The 13,293-nt window shown below is 72.0% G+C and carries 13 protein-coding genes; 10 read left to right on the top strand and 3 right to left on the bottom strand.

Features of this window, described 5'->3' with window-relative positions; genetic code table 11:
- Positions 1-2: 2 nt before the first annotated feature.
- The 5 genes from DEI96_RS17255 to DEI96_RS17235 are packed head-to-tail and all read left to right on the top strand — an operon-like array spanning position 3 to position 4,576.
- On the top strand, positions 3-980 hold the full coding sequence (locus DEI96_RS17255; protein ID WP_111023360.1) for a carbohydrate ABC transporter permease: 978 nt from the start codon (positions 3-5) through the stop codon (positions 978-980).
- The gene (locus DEI96_RS17250; RefSeq protein WP_246566096.1) at positions 977-1,837 is read left to right on the top strand and encodes a carbohydrate ABC transporter permease; all 861 of its coding nucleotides are present in this window, start codon (positions 977-979) and stop codon (positions 1,835-1,837) included. Before DEI96_RS17255 ends, DEI96_RS17250 begins: the two co-directional genes overlap by 4 nt.
- Positions 1,834-2,607 carry a hypothetical protein gene (locus DEI96_RS17245; RefSeq protein WP_111023359.1) on the top strand — a complete coding sequence of 258 codons (774 nt, stop codon included), beginning with the start codon at positions 1,834-1,836 and terminating at the stop codon, positions 2,605-2,607. Before DEI96_RS17250 ends, DEI96_RS17245 begins: the two co-directional genes overlap by 4 nt.
- A gap of 34 nt (positions 2,608-2,641) precedes the next feature.
- A complete protein-coding gene (locus DEI96_RS17240; protein ID WP_017887924.1) occupies positions 2,642-2,836 on the top strand; it encodes a hypothetical protein in 195 nt (64 codons plus the stop codon).
- Between the two features lie 54 nt (positions 2,837-2,890).
- Positions 2,891-4,576: a bifunctional 3'-5' exonuclease/DNA polymerase gene (locus tag DEI96_RS17235; protein WP_111023358.1), complete on the top strand. Its 1,686-nt coding sequence runs from the start codon at positions 2,891-2,893 to the stop codon at positions 4,574-4,576.
- Between the two features lie 73 nt (positions 4,577-4,649).
- Here the strand turns inward: DEI96_RS17235 and DEI96_RS17230 are convergent, their stop codons facing one another.
- Positions 4,650-5,195 (bottom strand): hypothetical protein, encoded by a 546-nt coding sequence (locus tag DEI96_RS17230; protein ID WP_111023357.1) that lies wholly within the window; start codon positions 5,193-5,195, stop codon positions 4,650-4,652.
- A gap of 103 nt (positions 5,196-5,298) precedes the next feature.
- On the opposite strand from DEI96_RS17230, the gene DEI96_RS17225 reads away from it, so the two are divergent.
- From DEI96_RS17225 to DEI96_RS17205, 5 genes are all read left to right on the top strand, one after another.
- Entirely contained in the window at positions 5,299-6,117 is an 819-nt protein-coding gene (locus DEI96_RS17225) for a phosphatase PAP2 family protein (RefSeq protein ID WP_111023356.1), read from the top strand.
- 127 nt (positions 6,118-6,244) lie between these two features.
- A complete protein-coding gene (locus DEI96_RS17220) occupies positions 6,245-7,900 on the top strand; it encodes a serine/threonine-protein kinase (protein ID WP_111023355.1) in 1,656 nt (551 codons plus the stop codon).
- Positions 7,901-7,946: 46 nt separating this feature from the next.
- Entirely contained in the window at positions 7,947-11,099 is a 3,153-nt protein-coding gene (locus DEI96_RS17215) for a GH92 family glycosyl hydrolase (protein WP_258372823.1), read from the top strand.
- A 34-nt stretch (positions 11,100-11,133) separates the two neighbouring features.
- Positions 11,134-11,370, top strand: coding sequence for a hypothetical protein (locus DEI96_RS17210; protein WP_111023353.1), 237 nt, complete (start codon positions 11,134-11,136; stop codon positions 11,368-11,370).
- 64 nt (positions 11,371-11,434) lie between these two features.
- Positions 11,435-11,647, top strand: a complete 213-nt coding sequence (locus DEI96_RS17205) for a hypothetical protein (protein ID WP_139179591.1) — start codon at positions 11,435-11,437, stop codon at positions 11,645-11,647.
- 112 nt (positions 11,648-11,759) lie between these two features.
- On the opposite strand, the gene DEI96_RS17200 is transcribed toward DEI96_RS17205, so the two are convergent.
- Entirely contained in the window at positions 11,760-12,287 is a 528-nt protein-coding gene (locus DEI96_RS17200; protein WP_111023352.1) for a GNAT family N-acetyltransferase, read from the bottom strand.
- A 37-nt stretch (positions 12,288-12,324) separates the two neighbouring features.
- The gene (locus DEI96_RS17195; protein WP_111023351.1) at positions 12,325-13,263 is read right to left on the bottom strand and encodes an aldo/keto reductase; all 939 of its coding nucleotides are present in this window, start codon (positions 13,261-13,263) and stop codon (positions 12,325-12,327) included.
- Positions 13,264-13,293: the final 30 nt, after the last annotated feature.

The following is a 13,293-nucleotide window of genomic DNA, read 5'->3' as shown; positions in this document are numbered from 1 at the left end:
GCGTGACGATCAACACCGAGCGGCCCCCGGCCGCAGCCACCCCCGCCCGGACGACACGTTCGTCCGGGCGGGGCGCCCCCGCGCCGCGCGCCGACGGCGGCCGAGCGCCACGACGGACCGACGGCTGGTGGCCGTGGCTCTTCGTGCTCCCGTTGCTCGTCGGCGTCGGCACCTTCTACATCTGGCCGATCATCCAGACGTTCTGGTACTCGTTCACCAGCTGGGGCGTCTTCGGCGGTGCCACGTTCACCGGCGTCGCCAACTACGTCCGACTCGTCGGTGACCCGCAGCTGTACCAGTCGCTGCTCAACACGGTGATCTACACCGTGATCGTCCTCGCCGGGATCCCGATCGCGGTGTGGCTCGCCAGCCTGCTGAACACCCCGGGGCTGCGGTTCGCGCAGTTCTACCGGGTGCTCTTCTTCCTGCCGTACGTCGCCATGCCCGCGGCGATCGCCCTGGTCTGGCGGATCATGTACAACGGCGACTACGGCATCGTGAACTGGTTCCTCGGGAACTTCGGCATCGACGGCCCGTACTGGATCTCGACCCCCGGCTTCGCGCTGGTCGCGGTGAGCCTGGTCGGCCTCTGGTCGTCCCTCGGGTTCTCGATGATCATCCTCGGCGCCGGGCTCAAGGACATCCCGCCGGAGCTCTACGAGGCCGCGGAGCTCGACGGCGCGAGCCGGTGGCGGCAGTTCCGCTCGGTCACCGTGCCGTTGCTCAGCCCGAGCATCTTCTTCGTGGTGATCGTCACGACGATCTCGAGCTTCCAGCTGTTCGACCTGCTGTACGCGATCCTCGGCAGCACCAACCCGGTGATCCCGAAGACGATGTCGCTCGTCTTCTACTTCTACAGCGCCGGGTTCATCGACAACGACAAGGGCTTCGCGGCCGCGATCGCGATGGTGATCTTCCTGCTCATCGGCATCGTCACGCTCGTGCAGTTCCGCGTCCAACGGAAGTGGGTGCAGGGATGACCGCCACCGTCACACCGCCTCGGGCCGCACGCCGACCCGGCCGTCGCGGCGGCAGCCACTGGTGGATCCACGTCGTGCTCGGCATCGGCGGGTTCGCGATGGCCTTCCCGTTCCTGTGGCAGATCATCATGTCGCTCTCCACGAACGCGCAGGTGCAGTCCGTCACGCCGGTCTTCTGGCCGGGGGAGCTGCAGTGGCAGAACTACGCGCAGGTCTTCGAACGCCTGCCGTTCCTCAGCCAGCTCGGCACGTCGGTGTACGTCACGATCATCCGCACGCTCGCGCAGATCGTCCTGTGCACGCTCGCCGGGTACGCCTTCGCCCGGATGCGGTTCCGCGGCCGGGCGGCCCTGCTCGCGATCGTGCTGTCGATCCTGCTCGTGCCCTCGCAGGTCTACCTGATCTCGCAGTACCAGATCGTGCAGGGGCTCGGCTGGCTCGACACCCTGATGGGGATCGTCGCACCCGGGCTGTTCAGCGCCTTCGGCACGTTCCTGATGCGGACCGCGTTCCTGAACATGCCGCCCGAGCTCGAAGAGGCAGCGCGGATGGACGGCGCGAACCCGTTCCAGACGTTCTGGCGGATCATGCTGCCCCTGGCCCGTCCCTCGATCAGCGTGCTCGCGATCACGACGGTGCTGTGGTCGTGGAACGAGCTGCTCTGGCCGCTCGTGGTCTCCACCCGCGCCGAGGACATGCCGCTCGCCGCCGGCCTCGCGACGCTGTCGAGCGACCGCACGATCGACTACCCGGTGCTGATGGCCGCCAGCCTGATGGCGATGGCACCGGTGCTCATCATGTTCGTCGTGCTGCAGCGTCGGGTGATGGACGGGCTCGCGTCGTCCGGTCTGAAGTGACCACCGCGACCCCCGGCCTGGAGGCCCGTCCCGCGTCCGTCGCGGTCCTCGCCGCCGCCGTGGGGTCACCGGACGACTCCGCGACGGTGGCGGCCGCACTGGCCGCCACCGTTGCCGACGCCGGGCCCGCGGAGCGGGACGCGCTGCTGGTGGCGGCGCTCCGCGCCGCGGTGCCGGACACCGCCGATGCCCTCGCAGAGCGTGGGCTCCCGCGCGGGCTCGCCGAGGCATCCGTCGCCGACGTCGACCGCAAGCTCGCCCGCTACGGACTGCACGGCACCGGGGTGGAGTGGCTCGTCGCCGTGGTGACCGGGCGCGTGGTGGCCGTGGGGCGCCTCCAGTTCGAACTCGGCGACCACCTGGCGGACGGCACGCCGGCCTGGGGCGTGCACGTGCCGGAGACCGGGCCGCTCGACTCGGTGGCCTGCGACCGCTCGTTCGCCCGCGCACCCGAGGTCCTGCGCGGCCTCGCACCGCAGCTCGCTGCCGACCGGTGGCAGTGCCGCTCCTGGATGCTCGACCCGGGGCTGCCCGCCGCGCTCGGTCCCGATGCCAACCTCGTGCGCTTCGCCCGGCGCTTCCGTCTCGTCCCGCCGGGGGAGCGCGACGCGACCGAGGGGGACGCCAGCGTCGCGAAGTTCGTCTTCGGGGTGCCGCTGGCCACCGCGCGGTCCGCGGCGCCGTCCGGTCGGTTGCGTGCGGCCGTGCTCGACCGGTGGGCGAGCGGTGGGCACTGGACCGAGCGGACCGGCACGGCACCGGTCGCGTGACCGCGCGCAGCCGCGGCCGCGTACCGTGCACGGCATGACGAAGCCCGACCACGACCACCTCGACGACGGCGTCGACATGACGTTCGAGGAACGTCGACAGGACACGTTCCGCCGCATGTCCGGATCCGACGAGCACGACGCCGATCCGCGGGTCGAGGTCTCCCGTGCCGAGGACGGCGACGTCCGCATCGACGTCGCCGACACCGCGGCTGTCCGACCCGGCGAGTGACACCCGTTCCGGCCCTGGTCCGCCGGGGTCGGTGGGGCACGGCATGATCGTGTCGTGCACCTCGTCCTCCGCCGCGTCGACGGCGGCGTCCTCGCGACGCCCCTGACCGACGCGGGGACCGCCGGAGGCGAGCCGATCCGCCTGGACGAGCCGGGCCTCCCGGCCTTCGTCGCGGCCCACGACGCACCGGGCGTGCGCTGGGTGTGGGACGACACCGCCCGTTGGTACCCGGCCGTGCTCGCTGCCGGCGGGCGGGTCGGTCGCTGCGTCGACCTGCGCCTCGGTCGTCGTGTCCTGCGGGCCGCGCTCGCGGCACGGGGATCCGCGCTCGCCGCTGCGCCGGCAGATGCCCTGGACGCCCCGGTCGCGGAAGCCCGCGTGGTCCGGCCGACGCAGGCCCAGCTCTTCGACGACGCCCTGTTCACCGCCGCCGCGCCCGACGACGAGGTCGACCCGGTGGCGGAGTTCCGGGCGCAGCTCGCCGCGGTGGCGGGGTCGAGCGCTCCCGGCGCGCTCCGCCTGCTGCTCACCGCGGAGTCGGCCGGTGCGCTCGTGGCGGCCGAGATGCTGCACGCGGGGCTGCCGTGGCGTGCCGACGTGCACGAGCGGCTGCTCGAGGACGCCCTCGGGCCGCGCGTGCCCTACGGGGTGCGGCCGCGACGCCTCGAGGAGATCGCCGCCGTCGTGCGCGAGCGCCTCGACGACCCCGGTCTGAACCCGGACTCGCCCGCCGACGTCCTGAAGTCGCTGCGCCGGGCAGGCCTGATGGTCACGAGCACGCGGAAGTGGGAGCTGCAGGAGATCGAGCACCCCGTCATCGAGCCGCTGCTCGAGTACAAGCGCCTGGCGCGACTGCTCACCGCCAACGGCTGGACCTGGCTCGACGACTGGATCCGCGACGGCCGGTTCCACCCGAAGTACGTCGTCGGCGGCGTCGTCACCGGTCGTTGGGCGGCCGACGGCGGGGGAGCGATGCAGTTGCCGAAGGGCATCCGCGGGGCCGTCATCGCCGATCCCGGGTGGAAGCTCGTCGTGGCGGACGCCGCGCAGCTGGAGCCCCGGGTGCTCGCCGCGATGTCCGGCGACCGGGCGATGGCCGCGGCAGGCGACGGGCGCGACCTGTACGACGGCGTGGTGGCCTCGGGGGCGGTCGAGACCCGGCAGCAGGCCAAGGTGGCGATGCTCGGTGCGATGTACGGGGCGACCCAGGGCGAGGGCGGTCGGCTCGTGCCGCGCCTGGTCCGGGCGTTCCCGCAGGCGCTCGACATGGTGGAACGGGCCGCGCGTGCGGGGGAGCGCGGCGAACCCGTCACGACGCTGCTCGGGCGGACGTCACCGGTGCCCGAGGACTCGTGGTTCGAGGCCCGGAACCAGGCGTACACGGTCGAGGGGACCCCGGCGATGCAGCGTGCGGTCGAGTCCCGCGCGCGGAGCTGGGGGCGGTTCACCCGGAACTTCGTGGTGCAGGGGACCGCGGCGGAGTGGGCGCTCGCGTGGATGGGGTCCCTGCGCTCGCGGCTGCTCGCGCGGTTCCCCGGCGCCGTGACGGACGGGCCGCACCTGGTGTTCTTCGTGCACGACGAGATCGTGGTGCACGCCCCGGCGGAGCACGCTGAGTGGGTGGCGCAGCAGATCCGGGAGGCCGCCGTCGATGCCGGACGGCTGTTGTTCCAGGACTTCCCCGTGACGTTCCCGCTGTCGGTCGGGGTGGTGGGGGCGTACTCGGAGGCGAAGGACTAGTCGGGCTGTCGCCGCAGCGCCTGGTCGGGTGCCGCGTGCTCGAGGAAGGCACGGGGCACCCGAGCGGGCACGGTCAGTAGAGCTGGCCGCGGTTGATCTGTGTCGCGGTGTCGAGCGTCGCGACCGATCCGGGTCCCTGCTTCGGAGTGTGGTGCTGCTTGCCGCCGTACTTCCAGCCCCCGCGCGCCGTGTGACTCCCCATGTAGAACTTCCGCGAGAACGTGCCTCCGCTCGGGAACGTGTAGGTCCCGGCGGAGCCGTAGAAGCAGTTGTTCGTGTACGGCGTCGCAGCGGCTGCCCAGTACGCATCTCCGGACTTGCAGGTGTTCCGTACGGACACCTTCGCCTGTCGCTCAGCGGGAGGAACAGGTGCGACCGAGATGATCCTGCCGGTCTCCGCGTCGAGCCGAGTACTGACCGAGTTCGTCGCGACGTAGTCGAGGAGCGCCGCATGGTTCGTGAACTTCGGGAGCCCTTGCACGGTGATGCCGTCGAGCCCGTAGGTCTCGACGGCACTCGCAGTCGACGCGTTCGCTGGTGCCGTGATGCCGACACTGGCGACGGTTGCAAGGAGTACCCCGCCCGCGACGGTGATCCCTCGCCATTTCGTTGCTCGCATGTTCAACCTCCCTTTTGTGATGTCTGCAACGTAGCATGTCAGATACCCACCGGCGAAGCGTTCGGCCGGGACGGCTCCCGGCGGCTTCGGGCAGGGTGGACGGATGCACACCGAACGCGGGGACGCCGCCGACCGCACCGTCGGCGAAGTCGACCTGACCCGTTGGCGCTCCCGGGCCGGCCGCAGTGTCGCCAGCGTGTGGACCGCGCTCGGCAAGCGCTTCGGCGCCATGCCCGTCCTGCTGCTGACCCTCGCCGTCGGCCTCGGTGTCGCCGTCCTCGCCACGTGGATCGCGTCCGAGGTCTACGACGCCGTCCGGGAAGCCGACGACGTCGCGGTGCTCGACCGACCCGTCCTGGACTGGGCGCTCACACTCCGATCACCCACCGCGGACACGCTCGTCACCTGGTGGACCGACATCGCGGGCACGATCGGGATGCCGATCGTCGCGCTCGGGTTCCTGGTCGGCTTCACGATCCAGCGCCGTGCGTGGACGCCGCTGGTGCTCCTGGTCGCCGCGAGCGGTGGTTCGCTGCTCATGACGATCGCGGGCAAGGACCTCATCGGTCGTGCCCGTCCGCCGCTGTCCGACGCGGTGCCGCCGTACGAGACGTCGCCGTCGTTCCCGTCGGGGCACACGCTCAACTCCACGGTGATCGTGGGCACGATCGTGTACCTCCTGCTCCTGCGGCAGTCGCGCGTCGTCACCCGGGTGTGGACGATCGTCGTGGGCACCCTGTTCGTGCTGTCGGTCGGGGCGTCGCGGGTGTTCCTCGGGCACCACTGGCTGACCGACGTGCTGGCGGCGTGGGCGCTCGGACTCGCCTGGCTCGCCCTCGTGATCACGGCGCACCGGTTGTACCTGACGGCGCTCCACCACGGTGCCGAGCCCGCGCCGGACGTCGACCGCATCACTTCGTGAGCAGAAGACGTCGGGTCGCTCGCCCGCGCCCGACATCTTCTGCTCACGAAGTCGCCCCGCCCCGCCGCGCCCCGCCCCGCGCCCCAACGGCAGAGCGCCGTCAGCCGCGACCGGTAGGTTGCCGGGCATGGAAGAACGGGTCTTCGGCGGCAGGTACCGCGTCACGGGCACGCTCGGACACGGTGGCATGGCGTCCGTGTACCGGGCGGTCGACGAGCAACTCGGTCGCGAGGTCGCGGTCAAGGTGTTCCGCATCGGCCCCGTCGACCGCGGTGAGCGCGCCCGCGCCGAGGCGGAGATCCAGACCCTCGCGACGCTGCGCGCCCCCGAGCTCGTCACGCTCTACGACGCCGCGCTCGACGACGTCGACGGCGACTCGTACCTCGTCATGGAACTCGTGCCGGGCAGTGACCTGGCGACCCGTCTGCGCGAGGGCCCGCTCGACCCCGCGACCGCCGCCCGCCTGGGTGCGCAGGTCGCCGACGGCCTGGCTGCCGTGCACGCGCAGGGGATCGTCCACCGTGACGTGAAGCCCGCGAACGTCCTGCTCGAGAGCGACGGTCGGCACGTCAAGCTCGCCGACTTCGGGATCGCCCTGCTCCGCGACGCCTCTCGCGTGACGGGGACGGGGACCGTGATGGGGACGGCCGCGTACCTGGCCCCGGAGCAGGTCCTGGCGAAGGAGATCACCGGCAAGGCCGACGTCTACTCGCTCGGGCTCGTGCTGCTCGAGTGCATGACCGGCCGCCAGCCGTTCCCGGGCAGCGCGGTCGAGTCGGCCACGGCCCGGCTGACCCGTTCGCCCGAGATCGACCGGCAGCTGCCCACGGCCTGGCGCACCCTGCTGCACGTGATGACCGCGCAGGACCCGGTGGAGCGACCGACGGCAGCCGAGGCCGCCGAGCGCCTGCGAGCGCTGGGCCGCGACGAGCCGACGAACGCCACGCAGCTGCTGCCCGGCACACCCGGTGCGGTGACGTCCGCGGCCGCCGGTGCGGCTGGTGCCGCGGTCGGCGCCGGTGCCGCCGCAGCGGCGAACGCCGACGACCGGACGCAGGTGATGCCGGCGAGCGAACTGCCGAACGGCGGCGCGGGTCCGGGGGACGACGCCACCCGCGTCCTCGACACCCAGCGTCCGAACGCCGCCGACGACGTCTCGACGACCGTCCTCGGCGCCCAGGCGAACGGCCGCGGCGCATCGGGCCCGAGCGGGCCGACCCCGCCGCCGGTCACGCCCCGCCCGGTCCGGGACCGGCCGGACGACCAGCCGGAGAAGAAGAAGCGCGGACCGCTCATCGCCGCGATCATCGTGATCGTCCTGGTGCTGATCGGCATCGGGGTCGCGGTGTTCGCCCTGAACGGCGACGACGACGGCACCCCGGCCCCGACGGACACCACGTCGACCGCGCCGACCGAGCAGCAGCCGTCCGAGGATCCGGGCGAGGAACAGCAGCCGAGCGAACCCGCCGAGCAGCAGCCCTCGCAGGAGCAGCAGCAGCCGTCGCAGCCCGCCGAGGAACCGAGCGAGCAGCCGAGCGAACCCACCGAGCCGGAGCAGCCCACCCAGGACCCGCCCGTCGGCCCGGAGCCGAGCACCCCGGCATCGAACCCGGTGCAGGAGCCGCAGGACGGCACGGGCGCGGCTGACACCGGCGCGGCTGACACCGGCGCGGCTGACACCGGCGCGGCTGACACCGGCGCGGTCGACACCGGCGCGGTCGACACCACGTCGGACACCGCCCCCGGCAAGTCCGGCAGCGCACCGGGACACAACAAGGACTGACACGCCGGGGTTTTCGTCCAGTCCCTGGAGCAAATAGGCTCGTTCCGTGCGAGAACTGCAACGGAGCGGTGGTCCGACGACGGCCGTGGCCGCTCGGAACGGCGTCGGCTTCGCTTCAGCAGAGGCCTGGCTCATCGAACGACCGGCGGGAGCGTCCGTCGCCGAGGCGATCGTCCCCGGCTGCACCGGACGCACCATCGCCACCGGCGACGAGCTCTCCTGGGTCTGGTTCCCCGAGCGGACCCTGCCCGACGGGGCAGCGGAACCGACGGAAGCAGACCTGCCGCACTTCTGGGACGCCACGGCCTTCGCCGTCGACGTCGTCTTCACCGACGGCTCGCGGCTGCGTGACCACGCCGCGGTCCGCGACCAGTACGGCGACGCGGTCACCCCGGACGCGCAGGACGCGGCCCGCAAGCAGTGGGTGGACCAGTGGAACCGTCGCGCGGTCGACCTCACGCCGTTCGCGGGGCTGGTCGTCGACCGCCTGGAGGCCCGGCTCGGCTCCGACGCGTCGGCTGCGGCCACCGACGGCGAACGTCCCGCACTGCGCGGCTGGCTCGACGCCGTCCGGATCGGTCCTGCGCGCCCGACCCCGACGACCCCGCTCGGCCACGTCCGGACGACCCGTGGCACCCAGGCGTCCTCCCGGTTCTCCCGCGGCAACAACGCCCCGCTCGTCGGCGTCCCGCACGGCGGAGTCTTCGGCCTGCCGATGACGGACGCCTCGAGCAACCGCTGGCCGTACGCGTACCAGGAGCACGACCGGCTCGACGACCAGGGGCGGCTCCGCTCGGCGATCCAGGCCTTCGCGACGAGTCACATCCCGTCGCCGTGGATGGGCGACCGCGGGGTGTTCCAGGTGATGCCCTCGCCACTCGACACCCCCGACGTCGACCGGTCCGCCCGCGCGCTCGGGTTCGACCACGAGGACGAGCAGGACGGCCCGCACCGCTACCGGGTCGCCCTCGAACACGGTGTGACGGCCGAGCTGACCGCGGGGGAGTTCGCCCTCGGGTTCCGGTTCACCGGCACCCGCAGCGTGGTGCTCGACCACCACGGCCGGGTGTCCGACGTCTCCGTGACGATCACCGACGGCACCGCCGTGGTCGAGGCCGTCCTCGACGACCGCCCCGGCACGCCGCCGCACCACGTGCACCTGCGGGTCGCGGGGGGCACCGCCGACCACACGACGATCGGCGAGCACGAGCTGCGCGGCTGGCTGTCCGTGGGAGAGGCCGGCGGCACGGACGGCCCGGTCGACGTCCTGCTCGGCATCTCGACCGTCTCGATCGAGGATGCCCGCGCGAACCTCGACGACGCCGGCTCGTTCGACGCCATGTGCTCCCGTGCCGAGGCGCTGTGGACCGAGAAGCTCGCGACGCTGTCCTTCGACGGCGCGACCCCGGACCAGCTGACGAGCCTGTACTCCGGCCTGTACCGGCTGTTCCTCTACCCGAACCGCGCCGGGGAGACCGCCCTGACCGGTACCCCGCGGCACCGCTCCCCGTACGGCGCCGTGCTGGCGGACCCGATCCGCGACGAGCCCGGGCCGGAGGTCGTCGAGGGGCCGTTCACCACCACGAACGGCTTCTGGGACACCTACCGCACGGCCTGGCCGCTCCTCGGACTCCTGACCCCCGAGACCGCGGGCGAACTCGCGCAGGGCTTCGTCGAGCACCACCACGACGGCGGGTGGACGCCCCGCTGGAGTGCCCCCGGAGCCGAGGACTGCATGACCGGCACCACGAGCGACACCGTCTTCGCCGACCTCGCGGTGAAGGGCGTGCGCGGCTTCGACCTGGCCGAGGCGTACCGGAGCGCGGTGCGGAACGCGACCGTCCCGCCGCGGGACGAGCGCGTCGGACGCAAGGGGAGCCTCCCGGGCGCCTTCCGCGGCCACGTCGACACGGCGACCCACGAGGGGATGTCGTGGACCCTGGACGCGGCCATCAACGACTGGGGTCTGGCCGTCATGGCGGGCCTGCTCGCGTCACGGGCGCGGACGCCCGCCGACCTGTCCCGCTACGAAGCCGAGGCCGAGTGGTTCGCCCGCCGGTCCCTGCAGTACCGGCACGTGTTCGACTCCGAGCGCGGGTTCTTCATCGGCCGCGACCCGGACGGCTCGTGGCGGGTCGGCACCGAGTTCGACCCGCGCGACTGGGGCGACGACTACACGGAGACGAACGCGTGGGGCACCGCGTTCACGGCGCCGCACGACGGCGCCGGCATCGTCGACCTGCACGGCGGGCCGGAGCGGTTCGATGCCGCTCTCGACGCGTTCTTCGCCACCCCCGAGACCGGTGCGCTGGCGCGGTCCGGCTCGTACGGGTTCCCGATCCACGAGATGACCGAGGCCCGCGACGTCCGGATGGGCATGCTCGGGCTGTCGAACCAGCCCGCGCACCACATCCCCTTCTTCCCGATGTTCACCGGGCGCCACGATGACGCGCACCGCATCGTCCGCGAATCGCTCGAGCGTCTGTTCGTCGGGTCCGACCTCGGCCAGGGCTACCCCGGCGACGAGGACAACGGCGAGATGAGCGCCTGGTACGTCTTCGCGACCATCGGCCTGTACCCGCTGGCGCCGTCGACCGGCACCTACGTGCTCGTGCCGCCGTCGGTCCGCAGGACGGTGCTGCGACAGCCGGGAGGATCGCCCACCGTCATCGAGATCGCCGCCGGCTCCGCAGGCGGGTACGTGGCGTCGGTGACGGTCGACGGCTCGCCCTGGACCTCGGTCACCATCCCGCACAGCGTGGTCGTGGCCGCGTCGCGGATCGAGTTCACCCTGTCCGACGAACCGCAGGGCTGGGCGTCGGACACCCGCCCCGTCTCCGCCTCCGACGTGCACGGCTACCGGGACGCTCCGGTGGACGTCCTGCCCGTCGGAGCTTCGGCGCTCACCGACGACACCGGCCGCACCGTCACGTCGCTGGCCGCGGGGGAGTCCGTGTCATTCGACGTGTCGTGCCCCGCCGCCTCGTTGTACACCGTGACGGTGGCATCGCCGGGGTCCTACTCGTGGCAGGTCGGCCTCGACGACGCCGTCACCGCGGTCGACGGCGCCGAGTTCTCGTGGGCCGGGCAGACCCGGGTGTTCCGGATACTCGGCGGTGGGTCGTCGTTCACGTTCACCGCCGGCACCGACCTCACGTTGACGCAGCTCGAGCTCATCGCGGCCGACGGACAGCGTTGACCCGGCGTTCACCGAGCGGGAGCATGCTCGCCGCATGTCGATGAGCGCACCGTTCGATCCCGAACAGCAGGGCCGGTCCATCCCCGTGGACGGCAGTGACGAGTCCGAACTCGAGATGGAGGAGGACCGCGGCGCCGACGTCGGCGACGACTCCGCCGACCCGGGCGTCTCGCCCGTCAGCCATCACGACGAGGACGAAGCCGGCGGCGGCCCGGTGTTCCGGCGTCCGCACGCCGGCGATCGGCTGCACCCGGACGACCTCGCCGGCTGAGCGGTCCGGGGGTCCTCAGGGGTTTCTTGGGCGATTGCCAAGCGGCTCGGGCATGCTCGTGCGCATGTCGATCGCGAATTCGTGGGACCCGTCCGGTGGCCGTGCGATCCCGGAGGACCAGGTCCGCCAGGACGGGCTCGAACTCGACGAGGACCCGGCGATGCTGGGGATCTCGTTCGACGTCGTGGGTGGCGCCTCCGCCGATCCCGCCGGGGTGTCCCCGGTCGACGTGAACGTTCCGACGCCGAGGTCTGCTGGTTCCGCCTCCGACGACTAGCGCGGCTTCGGTCGGATCGGCCGTAGCTGGTCGAATCGGGCGTACCTGGTCGAAACGTTCGACCAGGTACGCCCGAAAGCACCTTGCATCGCACGCGTTCTGGGAAAGAACGTCAGCGCGCGGAAGGGCCGGGGACCCGGTACTTGAACCCGACGTGCGAGCCGGTGAAGCCGAGACGTTCGTAGAAACGGTGCGCATCGGTCCGTGCAGCGTCCGAGGTGAGCTGCACGAGCGGGGTCCCGAGGGCCGGCGCCGCGACGTCGGTGACCCAGCGCATCAGCGCACTCCCGATGCCGCCGGAGCGCAGCGCACTGCTGACCCGCACCGCCTCGACGAGCAGCCGGGTGGCACCACGACGAGCCATCCCGGGGATCCGGGTGAGTTGCAGCGTCCCGACGAGCCGTCCGTCGGCGTCCTCGGCGACGAGCAGCGCGTTCGCCTGGTCGTCCACGATCGACCGGAGTGCCTCGGCGTACCGCGGACGGTCCTCCGGCGCGGCGACGTCACCACGTGCAGCGCTGATCGGGTCGTCGGACAACAGTGCCATGAGCGCATCGAGGTCCTCGTCCACCGCGTTCCGCAGCGTCAGTTCGCCGGAGCGTGTGGTCAGGCGGACAGGCAGGGCGAGATCGTGGAGCACGACCCCACCCTGCCCGACCTGACCGGGCGGTCCCGGTTCAGGGAACGGTGTGTCCGGCCGCGGTGAAGATCCGGTACCACTCCTCGCGCGACAGCTCGACGTCCGAGCCGGCTGCCGAGTCCCGCACACGCTGCGGGTTCGTCGTGCCGAGGACGACCTGGAAGTGCGCGGGGTGGCGGGTGATCCACGCGACCGCGATGCCGGTCGGGGTGACACCGTGTGCAGCGGCGACCTCCTCGAGCACGTCGTTCAGCTCGGCGTACTGCTCACGGTCGCCCAGGAAGACGCCGTCGAAGAAGCCCTTCTGGAACGGCGACCAGGCCTGCAGCGTGATGTCGTTGATGCGCGAGTAGTTGAGGATGTCGTTGTCGCGGTCGACCGACTGCTCGAGGCCGCCCATGTTCGCGGTCAGGCCCTGCGAGATCACGTTGGCGTGGGTGATGCTCAGCTGCACCTGGTTGAACGCGAGCGGCTGGCGGACGTGCTTCTTCAGCAGGTCGACCTGGCCGGGGGTGTGGTTCGAGACGCCGAAGTGGTGCACCTTCCCGGCGGCGTGCAGCTCGTCGAAGGCCTTCGCGACCTCTTCCGGCTCGACCAGGGCGTCGGGGCGGTGCAGCAGCAGGACGTCGACGTACTCGGTCTGCAGTGCCTCGAGCGACTCGTGCACGGACTCGAGGATGTGCTCGTACGAGAAGTCGAAGTACGCGCCCTTCGGCGTCGGCCGGATGCCGACCTTGGTCTGCAGCACGATCTCGGCGCGTTCCGCGGGCGTCAGCGTGACGGCGGCGCCGAACCGCTCCTCGCAGCCGTGCCACTCGCCGTAGACCGCGGCGTGGTCGAACATGTTCACGCCCGCATCGCGCGAGGCGCTGTAGAGCGAACGGATGTCCTCGTCGCTCATGTCGTTGATCCGCATCAGTCCGACGACGACGTCGGAGGCGGTGAGGTCTGTCTGTGGCAACTCCAGTGTCTTCACGCCGTCGATCCTGCCAGCCGGTCCCCGGCA

Source organism: Curtobacterium sp. MCLR17_031 (assembly GCF_003234775.2).
In the GTDB taxonomy this organism is placed as follows: domain Bacteria; phylum Actinomycetota; class Actinomycetes; order Actinomycetales; family Microbacteriaceae; genus Curtobacterium; species Curtobacterium flaccumfaciens.
This window is presented reverse-complemented; position numbering and strand designations above follow the sequence as displayed.

What these genes read in the sequence shown, in the direction of transcription:
- DEI96_RS17240 (WP_017887924.1), top strand. Translation starts at nt 2,642, where the DNA reads ATGACGAAGCCCGACCACGACCACCTCGACGACGGCGTCGACATGACG.
- DEI96_RS17225 (WP_111023356.1), top strand. Translation starts at nt 5,299, where the DNA reads ATGCACACCGAACGCGGGGACGCCGCCGACCGCACCGTCGGCGAAGTC.
- DEI96_RS17210 (WP_111023353.1), top strand. Translation starts at nt 11,134, where the DNA reads ATGTCGATGAGCGCACCGTTCGATCCCGAACAGCAGGGCCGGTCCATC.
- DEI96_RS17250 (WP_246566096.1), top strand. Translation starts at nt 977, where the DNA reads ATGACCGCCACCGTCACACCGCCTCGGGCCGCACGCCGACCCGGCCGT.
- DEI96_RS17205 (WP_139179591.1), top strand. Translation starts at nt 11,435, where the DNA reads ATGTCGATCGCGAATTCGTGGGACCCGTCCGGTGGCCGTGCGATCCCG.
- DEI96_RS17230 (WP_111023357.1), bottom strand. Translation starts at nt 5,195, where the DNA reads ATGCGAGCAACGAAATGGCGAGGGATCACCGTCGCGGGCGGGGTACTC.
- DEI96_RS17220 (WP_111023355.1), top strand. Translation starts at nt 6,245, where the DNA reads ATGGAAGAACGGGTCTTCGGCGGCAGGTACCGCGTCACGGGCACGCTC.